The 22,390-nt window shown below is 56.7% G+C and carries 18 protein-coding genes; 8 read left to right on the top strand and 10 right to left on the bottom strand.

Going from position 1 to position 22,390, the window contains the following annotated elements:
• Nucleotides 1–122 precede the first annotated feature (122 nt).
• The 7 genes from JXO48_06810 to JXO48_06780 all read right to left on the bottom strand — a co-directional run bounded on the left by JXO48_06810 (nt 123) and on the right by JXO48_06780 (nt 8,614).
• A complete protein-coding gene (locus JXO48_06810; protein ID MBN2283584.1) occupies nt 123–287 on the bottom strand; it encodes a benzylsuccinate synthase gamma subunit family protein in 165 nt (54 codons plus the stop codon).
• Between the two features lie 121 nt (nt 288–408).
• The gene (locus JXO48_06805) at nt 409–1,386 is read right to left on the bottom strand and encodes a glycyl-radical enzyme activating protein (protein ID MBN2283583.1); all 978 of its coding nucleotides are present in this window, start codon (nt 1,384–1,386) and stop codon (nt 409–411) included.
• 61 nt (nt 1,387–1,447) lie between these two features.
• Nucleotides 1,448–2,788 (bottom strand): MmgE/PrpD family protein, encoded by a 1,341-nt coding sequence (locus tag JXO48_06800; protein ID MBN2283582.1) that lies wholly within the window; start codon nt 2,786–2,788, stop codon nt 1,448–1,450.
• A 52-nt stretch (nt 2,789–2,840) separates the two neighbouring features.
• Nucleotides 2,841–4,583 (bottom strand): methylmalonyl-CoA mutase, encoded by a 1,743-nt coding sequence (locus JXO48_06795; GenBank protein ID MBN2283581.1) that lies wholly within the window; start codon nt 4,581–4,583, stop codon nt 2,841–2,843.
• 37 nt (nt 4,584–4,620) lie between these two features.
• The gene (locus JXO48_06790) at nt 4,621–5,025 is read right to left on the bottom strand and encodes a cobalamin B12-binding domain-containing protein (protein MBN2283580.1); all 405 of its coding nucleotides are present in this window, start codon (nt 5,023–5,025) and stop codon (nt 4,621–4,623) included.
• A gap of 338 nt (nt 5,026–5,363) precedes the next feature.
• Nucleotides 5,364–7,211, bottom strand: a complete 1,848-nt coding sequence (locus JXO48_06785; protein ID MBN2283579.1) for a sigma 54-interacting transcriptional regulator — start codon at nt 7,209–7,211, stop codon at nt 5,364–5,366.
• 218 nt (nt 7,212–7,429) lie between these two features.
• Nucleotides 7,430–8,614 (bottom strand): class I SAM-dependent RNA methyltransferase, encoded by a 1,185-nt coding sequence (locus tag JXO48_06780; protein ID MBN2283578.1) that lies wholly within the window; start codon nt 8,612–8,614, stop codon nt 7,430–7,432.
• A 240-nt stretch (nt 8,615–8,854) separates the two neighbouring features.
• On the opposite strand from JXO48_06780, the gene JXO48_06775 reads away from it, so the two are divergent.
• The 6 genes from JXO48_06775 (at nt 8,855) to JXO48_06750 (ending at nt 15,475) form a co-directional block, all read left to right on the top strand.
• Nucleotides 8,855–10,021, top strand: coding sequence for a TraB/GumN family protein (locus JXO48_06775; protein MBN2283577.1), 1,167 nt, complete (start codon nt 8,855–8,857; stop codon nt 10,019–10,021).
• 25 nt (nt 10,022–10,046) lie between these two features.
• The gene (locus tag JXO48_06770) at nt 10,047–10,892 is read left to right on the top strand and encodes a rhomboid family intramembrane serine protease (GenBank protein ID MBN2283576.1); all 846 of its coding nucleotides are present in this window, start codon (nt 10,047–10,049) and stop codon (nt 10,890–10,892) included.
• A 90-nt stretch (nt 10,893–10,982) separates the two neighbouring features.
• Nucleotides 10,983–11,396, top strand: a complete 414-nt coding sequence (locus tag JXO48_06765; protein MBN2283575.1) for a DUF3568 family protein — start codon at nt 10,983–10,985, stop codon at nt 11,394–11,396.
• A gap of 46 nt (nt 11,397–11,442) precedes the next feature.
• Nucleotides 11,443–12,621, top strand: a complete 1,179-nt coding sequence (sfsA, locus tag JXO48_06760; GenBank protein MBN2283574.1) for a DNA/RNA nuclease SfsA — start codon at nt 11,443–11,445, stop codon at nt 12,619–12,621.
• Between the two features lie 108 nt (nt 12,622–12,729).
• On the top strand, nt 12,730–13,029 hold the full coding sequence (locus tag JXO48_06755; GenBank protein ID MBN2283573.1) for a hypothetical protein: 300 nt from the start codon (nt 12,730–12,732) through the stop codon (nt 13,027–13,029).
• Nucleotides 13,007–15,475 (top strand): PAS domain S-box protein, encoded by a 2,469-nt coding sequence (locus JXO48_06750; protein MBN2283572.1) that lies wholly within the window; start codon nt 13,007–13,009, stop codon nt 15,473–15,475. Before JXO48_06755 ends, JXO48_06750 begins: the two co-directional genes overlap by 23 nt.
• Nucleotides 15,476–15,497: 22 nt before the next feature.
• On the opposite strand, the gene JXO48_06745 is transcribed toward JXO48_06750, so the two are convergent.
• The gene (locus JXO48_06745; protein MBN2283571.1) at nt 15,498–15,668 is read right to left on the bottom strand and encodes a hypothetical protein; all 171 of its coding nucleotides are present in this window, start codon (nt 15,666–15,668) and stop codon (nt 15,498–15,500) included.
• Nucleotides 15,669–15,785: 117 nt separating this feature from the next.
• The gene (locus tag JXO48_06740; protein MBN2283570.1) at nt 15,786–16,379 is read right to left on the bottom strand and encodes a hypothetical protein; all 594 of its coding nucleotides are present in this window, start codon (nt 16,377–16,379) and stop codon (nt 15,786–15,788) included.
• Nucleotides 16,380–16,669: 290 nt separating this feature from the next.
• Here JXO48_06740 and JXO48_06735 point away from each other — a divergent pair, with 290 nt between their 5' ends.
• Both JXO48_06735 and JXO48_06730 read left to right on the top strand, forming a co-directional pair.
• Complete coding sequence (locus JXO48_06735; GenBank protein ID MBN2283569.1) at nt 16,670–19,333, top strand: MMPL family transporter; 2,664 nt, start codon at nt 16,670–16,672, stop codon at nt 19,331–19,333.
• Nucleotides 19,334–19,426: 93 nt separating this feature from the next.
• Nucleotides 19,427–22,102 carry an MMPL family transporter gene (locus tag JXO48_06730; protein ID MBN2283568.1) on the top strand — a complete coding sequence of 892 codons (2,676 nt, stop codon included), beginning with the start codon at nt 19,427–19,429 and terminating at the stop codon, nt 22,100–22,102.
• Here JXO48_06730 and JXO48_06725 read toward each other — a convergent pair.
• Nucleotides 22,031–22,390: hypothetical protein (locus JXO48_06725; protein MBN2283567.1), on the bottom strand; the 360-nt coding region annotated here is incomplete at its 5' end. The genes JXO48_06730 and JXO48_06725 overlap by 72 nt on opposite strands.

Below are 22,390 nucleotides of genomic sequence, written 5' to 3'. Positions count from 1 at the left end.
CCCTTTTTTTCAACTGTTCAGAGACACCCCCGAACCGCACCGCACCGGATAAGGAATTTATTGTGTAATGTAATGGAACTGTGTTACGGGCTTCCGGTTCGGCCATTTTAAGGCTGTTCCCGTTATTTTTTCTGAAATGACGGACACGTGGTCGCATCATCATCGGCATTCACGGGCTTCGCCTTGTAATACGCCTGCCGGGGATCGACAACCCGCTCCACACAATCACCCTTGCGGGGCTCGTCCTCGATAGGAAAAAAATTCTTGCACTCTTCGCATGTAGGCATGTGTTTCACCTCCTTCACCGGGTCTCTCCCGTATTTTCATACATATCTCTCGATCCCCTTTTGCATTCGGGGACCGCACGGTTCATACGGCAGCGGTTATACCCGCCGCCCCGTTCCCGCTTTACCCGCCTGAGGCCGAGCCGGCCTCTTCAAAGCCGGAACCGCCGACGGTGGCCTTCAATCCCTCCTCTCGATAGATATCGGCAAATATTTCAAGGAAACCGGGGTCCGCCGATTCTATCTCTTTCATTTCCCAGTCGATCCCTAGCCATCCATACTTGTCCTGGCACCAGTTATGATAGGGAAGAAGGTCGACCCGGCAGACCCGCCGCGGAACATCCAGCAGAAAACGCGCCAGCTCCTGATGAAATGCCATGTCGTCGTTAAATCCGGGGATAACGGGGACCCTGACCCAGACCTGGGCACCGGCCGAGAGCAGTCTCTCAAGATTGGCCAGAATTATCTCGTTCCCGGCTCCCGTCATCTCTTCATGTTTCGCCGGATCAAGATGCTTTATGTCATAGAGCACGACGTCCACGTCCGGGATCAAACGCTCAAAAACTTCCCAGGGACAGAATCCGTTGGTATCAAGGCAGGTGTGGATCCCCCGCCTGCGGGCTTCCTTCAGCAATTTTTCAGAGAAATCCGCGTGTGCCGTCGGTTCCCCCCCGCTCAACGTCATGCCGCCGCCGGAGTTGTCATAGAAGGGCCGGTCCTTCTCAACTTCGTCGAGAATTTCCTTTACCGTCATGGGTCGTCCGACGATTTCCAGGGCATCGTAGCTGCACGCGTCGACACACTTCATGCACAGGTCACAGCGGGAACGAATGATCTTGTGGTAGGGGGAATCCTCCTGACGGGCAAGCACCGGATCGACAGGCGGATTGATCGCTTCCTTCGGACACGCCTGCAGACAGGCGCCGCACTGAACGCAGAGTCTCTTTTTCCAGTATATTTCGGGATATACGGCGATGGTCTCCGGATTATGGCACCATCGGCACCGCAGCGGGCAGCCCTTCAGATATACGTTCGTCCTGAATCCGGGACCGTCGTTGACGGAGAACCGCTGAATATCGGTAACGAGCTCCCTGTCTTCCATCACGGTCATTTCCCGCTTCCCTTCATACATCACGACCGGGGTCCGAAAAGGCGGGGACCCTTCAGAGTTCCTGCGTCAGGATCCTCATGTTCTTCACCTGCTCTATCGAGGAAACGGCCCCGGCGACACGTGCCGCCCGTTCCGCTCCGAGCAGCGGCTCGCACAGATCGTTGAATTTCCCCATCACCCGCTGGCGCTTTGTCTCGAGAGGCGGGGTTTCCTGAAGGATATCGGAGTATTTCTCATAGACCGTTCCCTTGTTCGTCTCCAACTCGACACGGGATTCAAGGCCGATCATGGCAGGATCACGGGAAACGGAGATCTTTTCCATGAGAAAGCGCACGGTCTGATCGGCGACCTTCTCATCCGTGAACATCCGGGTCCCCGTCTCTCCCCGGATCAGTGCGTTTGCGACGCAGTATGATATGCAGAATTTTCCCTCAAGACCGGAGAGAGGTTTCGTTTTCCCCGCCGCGCTGAGGGCAAGTTCCGACGAGTGGACACGGATGGCGCCGATATCATCGACACTGCCGCCCCATTCTGCCATGGCAGCCAGCGCGGCCTCGATGGGCGAGTGGGTGGCGTGGCAGGAAGCATGATATTTCTGTGAGAGATTCTGTACATCCCAGCCCAGACCGAGAAGACCAACGGCGTCGGCATTCACTGCCCCCTTCAGAACCTGGAAAAATCCCTGGGGCCCTTCAAGAATGTCCTCCGCCGATGTAAAGCCGTCCGCTGCAAGCAGGGCCGCGGTCAGTCCCCCCTGTGATGACATTCCCGCGTGAAACGGCTTGCACATGGTCCCGAATACCCGTTTGAGTCCCGATGACTGTGTCCCACCGATCCCCAGGGCATGGACCGACTGATCCTCATCAAGCCCCAGAAGCCTCGCGCAGCCAGCCGCAGACGCGATATGACCGAGGGTCGCCGTTGCATGCCATCCGGCCATGTAGTGATCGAGACCGGCGCAGACTCCCACAGTGGCCCCCGCCTGCAAACCGATGAGATAGGCCGTCAGGAATTCCCTTCCACTTTTTCCGAGCCACTCGGAGAGGGCGAGCAGTGACGGAAAAAGTGTCACCGAGGGATGTCCGAAAAAGGAGACGAGCGTGTCATCGTAATCAAGGACGTGCGACGCCGAGCCGTTTATCAGGGCCGCCATGCTGACGTTCTTTCTCATGCCGTGACCGATGATCGTCGCCTGCTCCTCTCCACCAAGGCGGCCTGCGTAACGGATGAGCTTTGCGACGAGCGGATCATCCTTCCCACCGATGGTTACGGCGATCCAGTCCATGAAGGCGACCTTGCCGTGCTCATAGGCCGATTCGGGAATGGAGGTTTCCTCTGTGCCTGCTATAAATTCTGCCAGCACTCGCGTCAGGTTCCCATCACTCATTGCCATGGTTTCCACCCCCGCGCACGGAATGCTTCTATTCCGCACAATCCTGTGCATCTCAGAGTTTTATCGGTTCCGCCTGACCGAAAACACCGCGGAGAACATCGCAGATCTCCTGCAGGGTCGCTTCATTCTCCACGCATTCGCAGACGGCCGGCATGACGTTCTCACCCACGTCCTCAGCTTTTTTCTCCAGCATTTTCAATGAGTTCGAGACAGCACGGTCGTTCCGCTCCCTCTTCAGTTGCTCCAGGGCGGCTTTCTGCCGTTCCTCGGCGGTCCGCATCAGCCCGGGATCATAGGTGGCCTCCATCATCCTATTCACGGTCACCTCCATCTCGGTCTCCCCGGTGAAACAGTTCACCCCGACGACGAACTCCTCCTGGTTCTCTATCTTTTTCTGCCGTTCATAGGCACTCCGGGCAACCGCCCCGGCCATGTAGCTGACGGCCTCCACGGCCCCCCCCATGTCCTCGATCTTTTCCATTTCCTCCAGGGCAGCCGTCTCCGTTTCGTCCGTCAGGGATTCCATGAAATAGGAGCCCGCCCAGGGATCAGCCACATCGGCTACCTTGGCCTCGTATATCATGATGCGCGTCGCATCTATCTGAAGCTGCACCGCCTCGAGGCTATGGCCGAGGCCGAGAGGCTCGTCAAATGGCGGGTAGGCTCCGGGAATGCCGCCCGACATGCCCGCCGCCATTCCTCCAACGACAGCTCGCGCCAGGTTGTTCAGGGGGCGCTGCAGTGTCGTGCTTGAACAGCCGATATGGGCCGTTATCGGCTGGCGGATCATCATGCTGCGAGGATTTTCCGCACCGAAACGTTCCTTGAGCATCCGCGCCCACATGCGACGCGCCGCACGTTGAAGGGCTATTTCCTGATATATTTCCATGCTGCCGCCAAAGGCGTTGAAGGTCATCTGCGGGGCGAATTCGTCTATGGCAAGGCCGCCCTCCAGGGCAGCCTCGATGTAGGCCTTCCCGTTCGCCATGGAAAAGGCAAGGTCCTGAACTCTCGTGGCACCCGCCTCCCTGATGTGATATCCGCCGATACTGCAGATGTTAAGCTTGGGCATGTATTTCGTGCAAAAAACACAGATGTCCCTGAACAGCCTCATTGATGGGGCAGGTGGAAATATGTAGGTGCCGCGGGCAATGAACTCCTTGAGGATATCATTCTGAGGCGTTCCTTCCAGTACCTCCAGGGGTACGCCTCTCTTCTTCGCCAGCGCGGCGTACATGGCGATGATAACGGCGGCCGGGGCGTTGATGGTGTAATTTGAAGGGACGCGGTCGATGTTCAGGTCACCTGTATATGCTTCATAGATGACCTGAAAATCCCTGAAGGAATCGACGGCGACACCGACACGTCCCACCTCTCCCTCGGCATAGGGGCTGTCGGAATCATACCCGCACTGTGTCACCAGATCGAAGGCGATATTCGGCCCCCCTTTCCTCCCCATGGACTGCATCCTCAGAAGATAATCCCGGTAATCGGCGGCCGTTCCGAACCCACCGTATTTTCCGACCCTTCCCGCGCCTCCCCAATCGGGCCGGAACCCAAGCTTTGCCGCGTCGGCGGCATAGGCCCGCCAGAAATCAAAGGGATTGTTCCCGCTCGTAAAGGGGTACCATCCAGGGAATCCGACCTTTTCAAGAAACCGGTCTTCACCCCGGTCAAGGGGAGTATAAAAGCGGGTGGGGCTCTGAGATAAGCGAAACCGCTTCACCCGGGGATGCAACAGTTTCTCTTCCCAGACCTGCCGGGCCTCTTCGATCCTCTTCCGATCGTCATTCATAAGACAGGCTCCTCGCTCAAAGGGCGATTTTTCATATTCAGGGCCCCGCGATATGCCGGCGTATGAACTCGGCTATTTCCGGTATGGCGGTGCCGGCCGTGAATACGCCGGAAACACCAATTTCCCTGAGTGCCGGGAGGTCATCGGCGGGGATGATACCCCCGACGATGAGCATGATGTCATCGGCATTCCGGGCCCGCAATCCCTCCATGACCTTCCGGGTCAGTGAGAGATGCGCCCCTGAAAGGATCGAAAGTCCCACCACGTTCACGTCCTCCTGGATCGCGGCGTTCACGATCTGATCGGGTGTCTGTCGCAGCCCCGTGTAGATGACCTCGAACCCGGCATCGCGCAATCCGAACGCAACGACCCGGGCCCCCCGTTCATGTCCGTCCAGTCCGGGTTTGGCGATAAGAACCCGTATCTTGTTCGTCTCTCCCATGAAGATCCCCCCGGGACAAAATCGGTTCCCACGTCTCTTTCATACGGGCGGTCGCCCAAATTGCTCCTCTTTTTAGACGATTGACGAACCGTTCCGAGAAAGGCATTGTACCCGCTTAATAAACAGCAATTTCGGTGCCAGAAACCCGCGAATTACAATTAACACATTGATTAGATTGATATTGTTTACATTTATTCCGACCACGAAGAAAGGCCTGTAGGGACAGATATGTCCCATTCCCTATGGTTCTGAATAAGATGTAATGATTTGTTATCGTTGATTTATGTTGTTTCTGAAGGGAGGGACATTCATTAAGGGTCATCGTGACCCATTATGTGTCACGATAGACCAAACCGCTTCATCTTTCTCGAAAGGGTCTTGCGGGATATCATGAGGGCCTCAGCGGTCTTGCAACGGTTCCAGTGATACTCTTCAAGCGTCCTCTGGATCACTTCCCTTTCGAGGTTTTCGACATTCGTACGGAGGTTCAGAGTTCTAAGATCCTCCTTTCTCGGGGCGTCGATCGTCCTGTCCGGCGCGATGCCCTCGTCTCCCGGGGCTCGCGTCAGGAAATCGATGCGCTTCACTGTGAGATACCGCTGGATGACGTTCTGCAACTCCCGCACATTACCGGGCCAGTCGTAATTTATCAGGGCCTCGAGGACCTGCCCGGAGACCGCCGGAAGTTTTCGATCCGGCGAATAGAGCCGCAAAAAGTGTTCCACCAGAAGCGGAATGTCATCGCGGCGATTCCTCAGCGCCGGCAGGTGGATCGGAAGGATATGGATACGGTAGAAAAAATCTTCCCGCATGAGCCCCCGTCGCGACAGTTCCTGGAGATTCTTGTTCGTGGCCGCGATGATCCTGAAATCGGAGTGCCTGCTTATGGTGCCGCCCACCGGTGAATACCCGCCCCCCTCTATGGCCCGAAGGAGTTTTGCCTGCATGTTCAATCCCAGTTCACCAACTTCGTCCAGAAACAATGTACCGCCGTCTGCGGAATCGAGGTAGCCCTGTTTATCACTATGGGCCCCCGTATAGGCCCCCCGAAGATGCCCGAAGAACTCACTTTCAACAAGACTTTCCGGAATGGCCGCGCAATTCACGGTCACAAAGGACTTTCCCGCGCGGCTGCTCATATCATGAATTGCCTTCGCCACAAGTTCCTTTCCCGTACCCGACTCGCCGTAGATGATCACGTTCGCGTTCGTGGCGGCGGAATTGAGTATAAGTTCATACACCTGCTGCATGGCCCCGCTTTTGCCGATGATGTTGCCGAAGCGGTAGCGGTCGCGGATGGAAGAGCGGAGCGTGATATTTTCACGTCTCAGGTGGGCCGCCTCTTCCTGCATAGTGATCTCTTTCAGCTTCGATTCGGTGATATCGCGGGCCGTGAGAAGAACCGCCGGCCGTTTCTTCCATTGGATCCGGTTTCCCCGTCCCTCGATCCATATCTCCTTGTGGTCCCGCATGCCCCACCGTGCCTGATAGAACCGCTCAGTGGAGACGCCGGCCTCGAGGGATTCGAACATCTCCTTGAAATACATCTCGAAATCCTTGGCCACCACGCCCATGATGTCCCGGCCCAGCAACTCGTCCGGTTCGGAATACCCCAGCATCAGGGCAAAAGCATTATTGACGAAAAGGATCCTGAATTCGTGGAAGAGCACCACCCCCTCGGTCATGCGTTCGGCAAATATCCGGTAGAGCGCCTCTGACTCGCGCAGGGAGTTCTCGGCCTCTTTACGCTTGCTGATATCGAGGCCCATGCCGAGCAGGTAAGGTATTCCCCCGATCTCGGCACTGACCCCCGTGAAGAAATAGGGAATCCTCCGCCCTTCCTTCGTGACAAGGTCTGCCTCGGCCACGCCGGTCCCCGTGCGGAAGACGTTTTCGATGGCCTTCTGTATGAGCACCAGGTCATCGCCGTCAAAGATCTCAAAGATGCTGCGCGTCATTATTTCCTGCGCGTCATACCCGGTGACGGTCTCGACATTTTTATTCCACTTGTGAATCTGGAAGGTGTCGTCAAAGACATAGAAAAGTCCCGGCAGGCTCTTGATCAGCATCTCAAAGAACTGGTTTTTCCGTTCGAACCCCTTTATGGATTCCTCGAGGTCCACGATCCGGCTGTTCAGGCGAAGAATCTGTTCCTCCAGTTCCTTATGAGGGTCTCTTCCTTCCATTGTGGCTTTCCTTTTTCCCGGAGCATTGACGAACCCACGGTCCGGTACGCGCCTTCCGGAACCGCTGCCGGCGGATCAACACTCACTCAAGCGGTCCTGGTATCATAACCGTTCCGTACTCGCAGGTACCCGGCATATGAGCGACAACCCGCACAATTTTTACGAATGATTTTCGAATTATAGGGAAAAATGGCGGCTCTGTCAAACGGATGTGTGTCCTATCGGCACCGCTCAAGGAGGGCGATCGTCTCGATGTGGGCGGTCTGGGGAAACAGGTCGATCGGCTGGAGTTCCTTCAGCAGGAACCCCCCTTCAATGAGCCGCCTGATATCCCGGGCCTGGGTGGCGGGATTGCACGAGACATAGACGATTCGATCCGGTCCCAGTTCCACCAGGGTATTGAGAACGGCCCCGGCGCAGCCGGCCCGTGGCGGGTCAAGAATGACCGTATCAACGGCATCGTCCCTGCCCCGGAAGCGCTCTTCCAGGACCGTTTCCACCCGTCCCCGGAAGAATCGCGCGCCGGAGATGCCGTTGTCCTTCAGATTGCGACGGGCACACGCGAGGGAGGGGCCATCCCTTTCTATGCCGAAGACGGTGGACCCCCGGGACGCGAGAAAAAGAGTGAAGAAGCCCGACCCGCAGTAGCAGTCAACAATGCGATTGGTCCTGCCCGGCCCGCACCTGGCAACCACCAGTTCCACAAGCCGGTCAAGCAGGGAAAGGTTGGCCTGGAAAAATCCCTCGTAGGGGACGCAGAACTCAATTTCCCCCACCCGCCGGGTTATAAAAGAGGCTTGCGCGAAATCATATCCGGACCAGAGGGTCATCCGCGGCTGAGCGACCGTCTCACCAGTGCTGATGCGGCGGCGCAGTCTCCGGCAGGCTTCATTGATCGAATCATCGACAACGGCGCAGGCATCGATATCGACGGCGGCGGTGTTCGTCACATCCCTGAAACCAAGAGTTACGCCTCCGTCACCGGTTATCTCTGCGTGGTATTCGGCCTTCCCCCGGTAATGAAATGTCAGCGGAGAAGGTATGACGGCCCGCACCGGCGGGTCGGGCAGACCACCGATCCTTTCAAAGGTCTCACGGACCTGCTGTTCTTTTACGGCTAATTGATGATCGGCGGCGATATGCTGATAGTGACACCCGCCGCACCGACCGAAATAGGGACAGGGCGGCGCGACCCTGGCGGGGGATTCCCTTATCAGCCCCCGGAGGACGCCGATACGGTGGTTCTTCCTTACCGTAACGATCTCGACCTCCGCCTCATCACCATCAACGGTAAAGGGGACGAAGCACACCAGTCCATCGACGCGACCCACGCCCTGCCCGCCGTAAGCAACACTGTCGATGGCCACCGTGACCCGATCCCCCGCCATGAGGCTTTGTTTCATGGGTTCCCCCGTCATCGAAATATATTCCGTCCTTATACACACCCCGCCGTACGGCCACAAGACCTTATTTTCCTTTACTTCCACAGGAAATGCTGATAATTTCCACCACTCACCGCGCCGGGAACGGGAATTTCAGGGCTGCTCCATGGAAATTCAGCCCTTTCGGCGCCATGTCAAGCGGTGAGACCCGCCGCTTCCCCTATGCTTCGGGATGGAGGCGGGAACTGCAGGAAACAGGCAATGATCGAAGACAAGAACGTCCACCGGGTCGTCTCGGGGGAACGGGAGATCATAATCGTCGGCACCGCTCATGTATCGCGGGAAAGCGCCGATCTCGTGGAACGGGTGATCAGGGACGAGCAACCGGAATCCGTCTGTGTCGAACTCTGCCGTTCCCGCTATGAGGCCATCAGGCAGAAGGCGAACTGGGAGGAAATGGACATCTTCAAGATCATCCGGGAAAAACGGACCGCCCTTCTCCTTTCTCAGCTGATAATGGCTTCGTTCCAGAAAAAACTGGCAGAGAAATTCGGCATCAACCCCGGTGAGGAGATGCTGCGGGCCATTCAGACGGCGGAAGAAACGGGAGCCGGGATTGTCCTCGCCGACCGCGATATCCGGACCACCATGACGCGGACATGGCGCTCCATGAGCTTCCTCAAGAAGATGCGGTTTCTCTTCGAACTTATCCTGTCGCTCCTCAGCACCGACGATATCAGCGAGGAGGACATAGAAAAGCTCAAGGAGCAGGATGTTCTTGAACTGGCCATGCAGACCTTCGGGAAGAAGATGCCCGCCCTCAAGACGATCCTCATCGATGAACGGGACCGTTACATGGCCCACGCCATAGACACGACCCCGGGCCGGAAGGTCCTGGCCGTCGTCGGCGCCGGTCACGTGCGGGGCATTCTGAATTCGATCGGAACGGAAACGGATATCGAGGAACTGAGTTCCATACCGCCCGGGAAGCCCTGGACACGCTGGATCGCCTGGGGAATCCCCGTGTTCATCGTCGGCATCATCGCGGCCGGTTTTTTCAAAGCCGGGGGCGAGGCCGGCCTCAACATGATCAAATGGTGGGTCGCCGTGAACGCGATCCTGGCAGGTCTGGGGGCCGTCGTCGTCCTCGCCCATCCGCTGACCATTCTGTCTTCCATCGTGGCGGCGCCGATCACATCGATGAACCCGACGATAGCGGCGGGATGGGTGGCGGGACTCGTGGAGGCCACTGTCCGAAAACCCCAGGTCAGGGACTTTATCGACCTGAGGGAAGACATATCATCGATCCGCGGGTTCTGGCGGAACAAGATCACCCGCATCCTGCTCCTGGTGGCATTCGTGAACCTCGGCAGCTCCATCGGCACCTTCGTGGCGATCCCGCTGATGATGAGGTTCCTGAACCAGTAGAAGATACGTACCGGAAGGAACGGTCATGTCTCAGAACTCCCGCAAATCTGTTCTCTGCCCGCAGTGCAGAAAACTGGTCAGTTCCGACGAGCCCCGGTGTCCCTACTGCGGGCTTCCGAACCCCGGAGCACGGTGGAAGCAGAAACTCTCCCGCGGATTTCTGCGGGACCCATACCGGATCATCAGGTTCATCATCTATACCAATGTGGTTTTTTACGTGCTGTCGCTCCTCCTCGACCGCGCCATGCCCGGCATGTCGGCGAACCCGCTCCTCTTCCTGTCACCCTCGAACAGGAGTCTTTTTCTCCTGGGGGCGACGGGAACGATCCCCCTCTACCAGTACCAGTGGTGGTGGACCCTGGTATCCGCTTCGTACCTCCACGGCGGGCTGCTCCATATTTTCTTCAACATGATGGCGCTTCGACAGATCGGTCCCTTTGTCATTCATGAATACGGGGTGGGCAGGTTCTTCATACTCTACACCCTGACCGGCATTGCGGGATTTTTCCTGTCCGCTCTGGCCGGCGTCAGCTTCACCATCGGCGCGTCGGCAAGTATCTGCGGGCTCATCGGCGCGACACTGTACTACGGCAGAAGCAGGGGTGACAATTTCGGTCAGGCCATCTACCGCCAGGTGATGGGCTGGGTCGTGGCCCTGGGTCTCTTCGGGTTTCTCGTACCCGGCATCAATAACTGGGGGCACGGCGGGGGCATCCTGGCGGGCATCGCCCTGGGATTTCTTCTGGGATACAACGACCGGAAGAGAGAAACCGGCCTGCACCATCTGCTGGCCCTCTTCTGTCTTGTGCTTACCATCGCCGTCCTGGCATGGGCGGTCATCCAGGGCACGTACTACAGTTTCGCTTCCTGAGATGTTCCGGGACGCCGCCCTGAACTTTTGACTTGAAACTGGAGCGGCGAACCCGTACACTTTTCAAAATCATTCCGAGGGAGGGATTGTATGGGCACATCTCCGTATCGCATGGTGATACCGGCAATCATTATTTTCCTCATCACCGCCTGTGGTCAGGGATTCCAGATGGGTGTGGGAGACCGGGTGATCGGCGTCCAATCAGGAAAATTTTTCTATACCGACGGCATCCTCAAGACGGAATACAGCGGCGCCGGCTTCAACGAGGTCTGGACAGCCTCGGAAAAAACCCTTGAGCAGCTGGGTGCCCACGATATCACACGGGAAAAGAACATCGCCACGGCGAAGCTCACGGGGACCGTCGAGGGAGAGACGGTACGCATCGATATCCAGTACCTGTCCAAGGACATCACCCTCGTCGCCGTCAGGGTCGGCCTTTCCGGGGATACTCTCGCGTCCAAGTATATTCACGAGAAAATCAAGGAAAACCTGATCAACAAATAGACGGGCGCTGCAGGAGAAGAATGGACGCGGGAACGGTAATGCCGCCATGAACCGTCACGGTGAATCCCTCCATCTTTTTCACAATACCTGCGAGGCCGTCTTTGAACGGCGTCTGAACCGCTTCACCGTGGAATGCGAGCTTCAGGGGCGGCGGGAGCTAGCATATCTGCCGAACCCCGGCCGTCTCAGGGAACTGCTCCTTCCGGGACGCCGGCTCATACTGACCGGGGACCGCCGGCGGGCCGGATCACGGCTGCGCCATACCGCCGTGGCGGTTGAGCGCGAGGGTTCGTTCATTATGCTCCACACACACCGGGCGAACGACGTGGTGGAATGGCTCCTGAAGAAGCGGCTGGTACCGGGCTTCGAGGACGCGGTCATCACCGGGAGGGAGGTGTCCCGGGGACGGAGCAGGTTCGATTTTCTCCTCATCCGGGATGGAAAACCGTTCCTGCTGGAAGTCAAGTCCTGCACGCTTTTTGAAAGATCGATCGCCATGTTTCCCGACGCCGTCACTCAGCGGGGGGAACGGCATCTCCGGGAACTGTCCGGCCACGTTGAAGAAGGAACGCCGGCGGGGGTTCTCTTTCTCGTGCAATGGCCTCGTGCCCGGTATTTTTTCCCCGACTACCACACCGACCCGGCATTCGCCCGTACCTTCGTCACAGTAAAGGACATGCTAACCTGCAAACCGATCGCCGTCGAATGGGAGCGGGACCTTTCCCTCAAACCCCGGGTTACGGAGCTTTCGATCCCCTGGCACGTCATCGAGTCCGAAGCCCGTGACCGTGGAAGTTATCTTCTTATCCTGCACGTCCCCGAGGGCGGGAACATCGGCATCGGCAAACTGGGTACGATCGCCTTCAGTGCCGGTCATTATATCTACGTCGGTTCGGCACAGGCCGGCCTGACAAAGCGGATCGAGCGCCATCTGAGAAAGCGAAAACGATTCCACTGGCATATCGATTACCTTCGGGAACGTGCCGATCGCTGCACGGCCCTGCCGATACGGTCTTCCGCCCGTCTTGAATGTGACCTGGCGGCGGCGGTCGGCATGATCGCCCGGGCACCGGTGCCCGGCTTCGGGTCGTCGAACTGCCGGTGTCACAGTCACCTGTTCGCCATGGACGGCGACCCTCTCGATGACCCCCGTTTTATCGATATTGTGCAGCGCTTTCGTATGGGCCGGCTGGAACCGATCATTGAAGCGGCAAAGACATATTGACATTTCCCCCGTTGTCTGAGAAATTGACGTATACCTGCAACAGAATCGGGAAGAAGGATAATCGGACATCCGCCCCATACTGAAGATGCGCCAGGAGGTTGACACCGGATGTTTCAGACAGGCGAGATCATGAACCTCATCGCGGCCCTGGCCGTTACCCCCCTTCTGTACATCATGAGAGAAGCGCTCCCGTCGTGGATAAGGTCCTTCTTCATCGGTTTCTTCTTTGTTGTCTGTACCGACATATGCACTGTTCTCGAAGGGGTTGGCTGGTTTGATCTGTTCAATACCGCGGAACACCTGTTCTATGCATTCGCGGCACTTTCCTTCGCCGCCGGATGTATTTCGCTGAGCAGGCAGCGGGGCATCCCGGGAGAAACTGCGCATGACATACAGCGCCCTGTTTGAAACAGTGACCCTCATCATTTGCATTACCGCCTTGATGTTCATTCCCCGCATCACTGACGCAATTCTGGAGAAAACGCCCAAAAGGCTTCTCGCTGTATCGCTGCTGGTCCTGACTTTTTCGGCCCTGTCAAACACCCTTCAACATCTTCAAATTACGGATTATTTTGACCCTATCGAGGACTTTGTCGAGGTCTTTTTCCCCCTGTTTTTTCTTTCCTTCTGTTATGCCACCGTAACATCCCGCCGGATCACGGAACTGAAGGAGGCCCATTCCCTGCTTCACGGAGAGAGAAACCGGATCCAGCAGTATCTCGATGTGGCCGGCGTCATGATCCTTGTCCTGGACCTCGACGGAACGATCCGTCTTATCAACAGAAAGGGGTGTGAAATACTCGGCGCCCGCGAGGACAAGCTCACAGGGCGGAACTGGTTCGACAATTTTCTTCCCGAGCATGTTCGGCGTGGTGTCAGAGAATTTTTCCAGCAGATACTCACCTCACCGGACGCCGAGGTCACGGACGCGGAGAATGAGGTCATCACCAGCGACGGCACTCTTCGCATGATCGACTGGCACAATGTCCTGCTCCGGGACGACACGGGGCGCCCAACGGCGGTCCTCTGCTCCGGCGAAGACGTTACCGAACGAAGAAATGCCGAGGAGGCGCTGCGCCGGAGCGAAGAAAATTACCGGCTCTTCTTTGAAAATGTTCACGACGTGATCTATGCCGTTGACAGGGATTTCAGGGTCCTCTCCGTTTCACCCTCGGTGAAACCGATCCTGGGGTACCGGCCCGAGGAAGTAATCGGCGCCTTCTTTCCCGACCTGGGGATTATCCCGGAAGAATACCTTGAGAAGGCGCTGGCGGACACGCAGCGGGTACTGGGGGGAGAAAATGTCTCTTCGACGACCTACGAATTCATTACCAGGGACGGTCGCCGGAGGTTCGGAGAGATCAGCGGCGCGCCCCTCTATCGCGACGGCGAAGTCATCGCCGTCATCTCCGTGGCACGGGATATCACGGAGCGGAAACGGATCGAGAACGCCCTCGAAGAAAGCGAAAAACGGTACCGGGAACTTGTACGATTCGCCCCGGCGGGGATCTATGAGGTCGCTTACCGGGAAAACCGCTTCATCAGCGTTAACGACGTGATGTGCGAATATACGGGATATACCCGCGATGAACTGCTGACCATGAAACTCTTCGATCTCTTCACGGAGGAAAGCAGGGCGCTGGCGCTTCAGCGGATAGACCAACTCTCACGGGGGGAGAGCGTCCCCGACTCGGTCGAGTACCGCATCAGAACGAAGGGGGGCAGGGACATCTGGATACTGCTCAATGCCCGGTACCGGTTTCAAGAGGGAGAGCTTCGGGGAGCCTCGGGCGTCATCTATGACATCACGGAACAGGTCCGCGCCAAGGAGGCGGTTGAAGAAAGCGAACGCCGATACCAGGCGCTCTTCGACCGGTCTCTCGACGCCGTTTTCATCAATGATTTCAACGGAAATTTTCTCGATGCCAACACCGCCGCCCTGAACATGCTGGGATACAGCAGGAACGAAATCTCATCTCTGAATTTTCTTTCATTCCTTGACGAAGAGCAGATGATGAAGGCGGCGGCTATTCTCGATGAATTGAAGGAAACGGGGTTTCAGAAGAGTCTCTCCGAGTTCAGGCTCAGGCGCAAGGACGGAACTCATATATATGTGGAGACGGAAGCGGCCGTCATTGTGCGGGAAGGAAGCGCCTACGCCATCCTGGGGATCGCCCGGGACATCACCGGCAGGAAGAAGGCCGAGGAGGAACGGGAGCGGTCCCTTCGGGAGAAGGAAGCGCTGCTCCGGGAAATCCACCACCGGGTGAAGAACAACATGCAGGTCATATCCAGCATGATGAGCCTGCAGCTCGACCAGACTGATGACGAGAACATCCGCGCCCTCCTGGAAGAGAGCCGTTCACGGGTGCGTTCCATGGCGCTCATCCATGAAAAGCTCTATCTGTCGGGGGACCTTTCACGGGTCAACTTCGGCGAGTACCTCGACGGGCTGGCGAAGCATCTCTTTCAGACATACAGCGATATGGCCGGCCACATCTCATTAGAGACCCGGATAGAGGACATCGAGTTCGAGATCGAGACGGCGATCCCCTGCGGCCTCATCACCAACGAACTGATCTCGAACGCGTTGAAACACGCCTTTCCCGGCAACCGCAACGGCAGGATCCTCGTCGCCATGGCAAAGAACAGCGACGGTTCATATACCCTCACCGTCAGTGACGACGGCATCGGCTGTCCGGAAGGATTGAAACCGTCGGAGGCGAAGTCTTTCGGCCTTCAGCTCGTCCAGATCCTGACGGAACAACTGGACGGCACCCTCACCATAGAGGGCACGGAGGGCACAACCCTTTCCCTGACCTTTACGAAACCCCAATACAGCCGCCGTTACTGATCCCGAACAGGCCAGCGGGATCCTATCTCCCGGTACGGTCCTGTGCGGCGTCTCCCTGATTATCCACCCCGGTCGATGTCTCACCGGTACCGACCTCGCCGTGATTCTTGCCGCCTTCGCCAAAGACCGTCATCGGGCTCATACCGCACATCAACACGAACAAGACCGTAAAGATCACCAATGTTTTTTTCATGATACCTTCCCCTTTCGCGTTATCGTTATCTGGTAAAACGTACGAGGAGGGGAAAGGTTACAGGTCCACCCCTGTTCTCATACTGACACCTCTGCTGCAGGACGTCTCCGAAACCGTCTATGCCAGTGCCCTGACTCCGCTGCAGCACCGTTCCAGCAGGCCGGTGGCGAACCGGGTTGCGTCGGCCCTGTCGGTTTCGTCGGGATGATCCGGGTAGGTCCGAAAGATCTGGTGAAAGCCGTGACACTTGAACGTCCCGAAACAGGTCCCGCCCAGCTTTTCCGCCATGGAGTCGAGACAGGTGTTCGCCGTGTGAGGCCCGAAGAGGGGAGCCCCATAGGTGACGAAAACCGCCGACGCGCGGGGAACCTCAATCTCGGAAAGAAACCTTTCGATCTTGCCCGTCGGCATCCCGCCGTGGACGGGAGAACCGACAAGAAGCAGGTCATATTCGCCCATCGACGGAGCGAAGGCTTCATCCACCGGCATTGCCGCGCACCCCAGGCTCTGGGCCATCGTCTCCGCTATCGCCTTTGTGTTGCCACTCCAGCTGTCAAACACAACGATCGCGTTCGGAGAGGGAAGACCGGGCTGCCCGGCACTCCGAACGTCCCTGCTGTAACTGATCGCGCCGGGCCGGCTGGTGCATCCGAAAAGGCAGACGTTCGCCGCAACGGCCATCATCAGAGAGCAAAAGGTCCTTCGATTCATGGCCACCTCCTTTCGAAATAACTGTTCCGGGAATTTGGCCGCCGCGAAATCCGGCGGCATGTTCCTGTCCTGTAGCATACATGGATGCTTTTCTCAACGACTTGTTACTCTGAGGACCTCCTGACGGGGCGGTCGCCTGATGAGCGGCATGGGGCCGGGTGTTCATAACAGAAAGGCCATCCGGGGAATTCGCACAAGATACCGTTTGACAGAGGGAAACATATATAGTTAAATCACGCGTCACATTTCGGGGGTATATCCGGAAAAATCGAGAGCGGAAGCGGATATTCATGAACAGATACATCAATTTCGCCCTGCGAAGACCGGTGACGGTCCTCGTTATTCTCTTCATCATCACTCTGGCCCTTATTCCCGGTATCGGCAGGCTCGAGTTCGACAACTCCGTCGAATCCTTCATGCCGGAGCATGACAGCGAGTACATCTACTATAAACAGGTCAAGAAGATATATGGTGACAACGGCAGGTTCTTCATCATGGCCGTTTCCGACAAAGACCTCTGGGACCCCGAAACTATCAAGCGCATCAACAATATCATCATCGACCTGGAAGAGTACAAGGATTTCGACCGGCAGCGGGAGGAAGACCGCCTGAACCGGTTCGACGCCGTCATGGCGCAGGGCGGCATGGAAAGTACGCAACTCCTTGGAATGTTCAGGGATGATCCTCCCTTTTTCCGTGTACTGGACCGGAAGATAAAAAAACACATCGGCGGGAGGGATTATCTCCGTGAAAAGGACCTGAAGAAGCTGCGAAGGGAGCTCTCCCGGACCTTCGCTTTCAAGGAGCGGCAGGTGATCGACACCATCCTTTCGCCCCTGACGGCGAAGGATATCACCGGTGAGGGCGATGTCCTGGAAACCTACGACCTTATAGAGGAGGACGACGCAGGGAATCGGATACTGCCGGCAACGACCGAAGAGGTAGCGGCCTTCAGGGAAAAGCTCCTGCGAAACCCGGCCTTTGAGAAGGGAATATACGCGCGGTCTCCTGAAACGGGGAAGATCACCGATTTCGGTATCATCGTCAAGTTCATCAACCTGGAAGACCAGGACCCCACCATCCGGGAAATGATGGAGATCGTGGACGGTCATTCCGATCTCCACATCGTTCCCACCGGTGTCGCCGTCGTCAACATGTGGATGAACGACTACATGCACGATGACCTGTTCCGGAACGTCCCCCTGGTCCTTCTGGTGGTAGTCATCATTTTCTACTTCAATTTCCGTTCCTTACGGGGAGTGCTCCTCCCCCTGACAACGCTGGGAATGGCTGAATTATGGATCCTCGGTCTCATGGGATACGTGGGGGTCAAGATCACCGGCGTGGGGGTCGCCCTGCCGCCGCTCATGATAGCCGTGGGCAGTTCCTACGCTATACATATCCTGAACCAGTACTATACGGACTTCGACATCATCACGGCGGCCGGAAAACAGGAGGGTCTGCGAACAACCATGTTCCACATATCCCTGACGGTCCTCCTGGCGGGTATCACGACCTTCATCGCCTTCATGACGCTGGCGACCAGCGAGGTCTCCGCCATCAGGGAGTGGGGCATCTGCTCTGCCGTGGGCGTCATGTTCGCCGTGGCCATATCCTGCTCGCTCATACCGGCAGGGCTCATGCTCCTGCCCCACAAAATGCCGGCACTCATGCTCACGAAGGACAATAAAAGGAAGCAGACCGTCATCGATTCCATCATCCGCCTGGCGGTGCGTGGCAGCACGGAACACTACTACGCCGTGCTGATCGTCGTGGGTGTCATTGTTTGTATCTCGATCGTGGGCATGTTCAGATTGAAGGTGGAAACCGCCTTTCTCACCTACTTCAAGGAACATGACACGATCCGGGTCAACACGCAGATCATCGGGGAAAAACTGGGGGGCGGCTGGGGGTTCAACATCCTCATCAATTCGGGCTCGCCTGACGGCGTCAAAGACCCCCGCCTGCTGAACGTCGTCGAAGAACTGCGGCAATGGCTCGTGGCGGAGGAAAACGCCGACCTGAACATCGGCCGCACCGACGCGTTCTCGGACTTCATCAAGACCATGCACATGGCCATGAACAACGATGACCGGGACCGCTACCGGATCCCGGAGAACCGTATCGACATCGTGGATTACCTGGAACTGTACGGCGGTGACGATGATGACTCCGACGGACGATACGATGAATTCGAGCCCTTCGTCGACGGCACCTATCAGACGACCAACATCCTGGCACGGCTCTCCCGGAAACAGCAGGAAGAGGTCAACACCACGATCATCAAGCATATCTTCGCAAAAATAGGCGATTACCTGGACAGCAATCTGCCGGCGCCTTTCACCTATACCCTTTCGGGATTCCCCATGATGAATGTCAAGTTCGTCTATTACGTCATCAAGGGACAGATACAGAGCCTCTTTCTCTCACTTCTCGTAGTGGGGTTGATCGTGATGTTCCTCTTTCAGCGGCTGAAGGCGGGGCCCCTGGCGCTGATCCCCATGAGCACGGCGGTTATCATCAATTTCGGCATCATGGGGTGGTTCGGGATCGCCCTTGATATGGCCACCTCGGTTATTGCGGCCATCACCATCGGCATCGGCGTGGATGATACCATTCACTTTCTGAACACCTACCGCCGGAACCGCGCCCTCGGGCACGGCGTGGACGAAACGATCGCCCGCACTCTGGCGGTATCGGGGAAGGCCATCATTTTCACCTCCCTGGCACTGATATTCGGATTTTCGGTTCTTATCACCTCTCACTTCAAGCCCATCATCCTTTTTGGAATACTGACGGCATCGACGATGATCAACACGACCATCGGCGCCCTGCTTGTCCTCCCCTCCACCATCAAGGCGACGGGTATCAACCTTACCGTGCGGGAAGAAAAATCCTGGTTCTGGAACATGGTCAATCTTGACCGGTTTCTCGGACTTGAAGAATATAAATGAGATGATAGAGAAAAGTCGTACGATCTGGGCATCCGGGGCGGCTCTGTAAAAATCCCGCTTCCTGCGAATTCGCCACATAAGGGGATTGATGGTATGAACAGGTACATCGGTTTCGTTACGAGAAGACCCGTTGTGGTTCTCCTCTATTTGCTCCTGATCACGGTACTGCTGGCACCGGGCATGCTGAAGCTCCAATTCAGCAACGCCATCGAAGCCTTCATGCCGAAAAGCGATCATGAATATCTCTTCTATGAAGGAATAAAGGAAATCTACGGTGACAACGGCCGCTTCATTATCCTGTCGGTTTCCGATGGTGACCTCTGGCGTCCGGACACCCTGTCGAGGATCGACGCACTCCTGACCGATCTTGAGGAATACAAGGATTTCGACCGCGAAGGGGAAAACGGGCGGATCGCGAAGTTCGACGAACTGGCCGGCGCCGGGGACCTCACCCGTCATGAGCTTCTGGATGCTTTTCAAAAGGACCCGCCCTTTCACCGCTACCTGGAGAGAAAGTGCCGGGTACTCTTCGGCGAATCGGACCACCTCGGCGGCCGACAGCTGAAAAAGATACGCGCTGAGCTTTTGAAAACTTATGATTTCAAGAAACAGGAGATCATCGACGAGGTCATTTCACCCCTTACCATGAAGGATATCTCCGGCGAAGACGATGTCCTGACCGCCTATGACATCATAGAAAAAGACGATCAGGGGAAACGCCTGCTCCCCCGGTCGCCGGAAGAGATCCGGACATTCCGGCAGCGGCTGGAACGCAATCCCTCCTTTGAGGGGGCCCTCTACCGGCGGGACGACAAAACGGGAAATATAACCGATTTCTCGGTCATGATCAAGTTCATCAACCTGGCGGACCAGGACCCTATTGCGCGGGAAATAAAGGAACTCATCGACGGGCACCATGACCTGAAAACGGTCCCCACGGGTATCCCGATCATCAATATCGGCTTTCATAATTACATGCACCGCGATCTCTATACGCTGGTACCGATCGTCATGCTGGTGGTGATCATCGTCTTTTACTTCAATTTCCGCTCCCTGCGGGGCGTGGTCCTTCCCTTTATAACCCTGAGCCTGACGGAGATCTGGATCATGGGGCTCATGGGGTACCTGGGCCACAGGATCTCTTCCGTGGACCTTTCCCTGCCGCCGCTTATGATCGCCGTGGGAAGTTCCTATTCGATCCACATTCTCAACCAGTATTACGCCGATTTCGCGATGATCAGTGGTGACGACAAGCGCAAGGGCCTGTCCCGCTCCATGTCCCACATATCACTGACGGTCCTGCTGGCGGGGCTGACGACCTTCATCGCCTTCATAACCCTGATCTCCAGCGAGATCACCGCCATCAGGGACTGGGGATTTTACTCGGCCGTGGGGGTCATGTTCGCCGTTTTCATCTCTTCTTCCCTGATCCCGGCGGGACTGGCCGTCCTTCCGCACACCATACCGTCCCTTCTCATGAACCGGGACAAGACCCTCAAGACCACCCTGGTGGACCGCGTGATCGCCCTGACGACGAAAGCGGCCGTGGTTCATTACAGAAAAGTCCTCGCCGTCGTGACCATACTGATCATCTTCGGCATCGCCGGCGCGTTCAGGCTCAACGTGGAAACGGTGTTCCTCAATTACATGAAGGAGGGGGACGTGATCCGGGACAACGCAACGGAGATCGCCGAGAAATTCGGGGGGTTCGAGGGATTCGCGATCCTTCTCGATTCGAGAAGGCCCGATGGTGTCAAGGACCGCGAGTTCCTCGAAGTCGTGGAGCGGTTCCGTGCCTGGCTCATGGCACCGGAAAACAGGGACCTTTTCATCGGAAGGACCGATGCCTTTCCCGATCTTGTCAAGACCATGCACATGGCCATGAATAACGATGAGCGGACATTTTACGCGATCCCTCAGCGGCAGTCCGATATTATCGATTACCTGGAGATCTACGGCGGTGATGACGATGACTTCGACGGCCGCTTCGACGAGTTCGAGCCCTTCGTTGATGGAGAATTCAGAACGGTAAACATCCTGGCCCGGCTTCAGCAGAGAAAAGACCATTCCGTGGGGACGGCGGAAATAAAGATGGTCTCGGAACGGATGGACCAGTATCTCCGGACGGAGCTTCCCCGTAACATCGGTTACACGATCTCGGGATTCCCCATGATCGAGGAGAAACTTGTCCACTACATTGTAACGGGTCAGATGACCAGTCTCTTTCTTTCCCTTATTATCGTGGGACTCATCGTCGCTCTTCTTTTCAATCAAATTAAAGCGGCGCCACTGGCCCTGGTCCCCATGAGCGTGGCCGTGATACTGAATTTCGGGATCATGGGATGGCTCGGCATCAATCTTGACATGGTGACCTCGCTCATCGCGGCCATTACCATCGGCATCGGTGTGGACGATACCATTCATTTCCTCAATACTTTCCGGCACAACCGGGCCCTGGGGCTCCCCGTGGATGAGACGATCACCCGCACCCTTGCCGTGGCGGGCAAAGCGATCACGTTCACATCACTGGCCCTGATACTGGGATTCATGGTCTTTACCGTGTCAACCTTCATTCCCGTCATTCTCTTCGGGGTGCTCATGGCAATGACCATGGTGGCCACCACTGTCGGCGCTCTCATCGTACTCCCCGCCGTCATCATGGCATCGGGCGTTGATCTCAAAACGTACAAATCAGAGTCACGAATCAGGAAATACCTGGATCTCGACCGGCTGCTGGGGCTGGAACAGGAAGAGGAAAAATCTCTGTAATTCCTGTGGCATAACTCCAACATTACAGAGGCGTTCTTCTACCGGGATGCACATCCCTTCTGAAGCGTAATCTTGGGTCTGGGTCCTGGGGTTTTTCTCCTCCCTTTCGTAAAGGGAGGCCGGGAGGGATTTGTGTATGTAAAATCCCCCCAACCCCCCTTTATTAAAGGGGGGCTTTTCACTTTGTCGCTTTGCCCCTCTGCCCCTTTGTCGCTTTGCCACCGTTTTATACTTGACAGAACCATTGAATATGCTCATAATCGCCCGTAATGAATTTTCATTACCTAT

It is taken from the genome of Deltaproteobacteria bacterium (genome assembly GCA_016933965.1).
In the GTDB taxonomy this organism is placed as follows: domain Bacteria; phylum Desulfobacterota; class Syntrophia; order Syntrophales; family UBA2210; genus JAFGTS01.
Note: the sequence above shows the minus strand (reverse complement) of the source record. Positions and strands in the feature narration are given on the sequence as shown.

Excerpts from the sequence above, each read along its gene's own strand:
- JXO48_06810 (MBN2283584.1), bottom strand. The coding sequence starts at position 287 with ATGCCTACATGCGAAGAGTGCAAGAATTTTTTTCCTATCGAGGACGAG.
- JXO48_06805 (MBN2283583.1), bottom strand. The coding sequence starts at position 1,386 with ATGGAAGACAGGGAGCTCGTTACCGATATTCAGCGGTTCTCCGTCAAC.
- JXO48_06800 (MBN2283582.1), bottom strand. The coding sequence starts at position 2,788 with ATGGCAATGAGTGATGGGAACCTGACGCGAGTGCTGGCAGAATTTATA.
- JXO48_06795 (MBN2283581.1), bottom strand. The coding sequence starts at position 4,583 with ATGAATGACGATCGGAAGAGGATCGAAGAGGCCCGGCAGGTCTGGGAA.
- JXO48_06790 (MBN2283580.1), bottom strand. The coding sequence starts at position 5,025 with ATGGGAGAGACGAACAAGATACGGGTTCTTATCGCCAAACCCGGACTG.
- JXO48_06785 (MBN2283579.1), bottom strand. The coding sequence starts at position 7,211 with ATGGAAGGAAGAGACCCTCATAAGGAACTGGAGGAACAGATTCTTCGC.
- JXO48_06780 (MBN2283578.1), bottom strand. The coding sequence starts at position 8,614 with ATGAAACAAAGCCTCATGGCGGGGGATCGGGTCACGGTGGCCATCGAC.
- JXO48_06775 (MBN2283577.1), top strand. The coding sequence starts at position 8,855 with ATGATCGAAGACAAGAACGTCCACCGGGTCGTCTCGGGGGAACGGGAG.
- JXO48_06770 (MBN2283576.1), top strand. The coding sequence starts at position 10,047 with ATGTCTCAGAACTCCCGCAAATCTGTTCTCTGCCCGCAGTGCAGAAAA.
- JXO48_06765 (MBN2283575.1), top strand. The coding sequence starts at position 10,983 with ATGGGCACATCTCCGTATCGCATGGTGATACCGGCAATCATTATTTTC.
- sfsA (MBN2283574.1), top strand. The coding sequence starts at position 11,443 with ATGAACCGTCACGGTGAATCCCTCCATCTTTTTCACAATACCTGCGAG.
- JXO48_06755 (MBN2283573.1), top strand. The coding sequence starts at position 12,730 with ATGTTTCAGACAGGCGAGATCATGAACCTCATCGCGGCCCTGGCCGTT.
- JXO48_06750 (MBN2283572.1), top strand. The coding sequence starts at position 13,007 with ATGACATACAGCGCCCTGTTTGAAACAGTGACCCTCATCATTTGCATT.
- JXO48_06745 (MBN2283571.1), bottom strand. The coding sequence starts at position 15,668 with ATGAAAAAAACATTGGTGATCTTTACGGTCTTGTTCGTGTTGATGTGC.
- JXO48_06740 (MBN2283570.1), bottom strand. The coding sequence starts at position 16,379 with ATGAATCGAAGGACCTTTTGCTCTCTGATGATGGCCGTTGCGGCGAAC.
- JXO48_06735 (MBN2283569.1), top strand. The coding sequence starts at position 16,670 with ATGAACAGATACATCAATTTCGCCCTGCGAAGACCGGTGACGGTCCTC.
- JXO48_06730 (MBN2283568.1), top strand. The coding sequence starts at position 19,427 with ATGAACAGGTACATCGGTTTCGTTACGAGAAGACCCGTTGTGGTTCTC.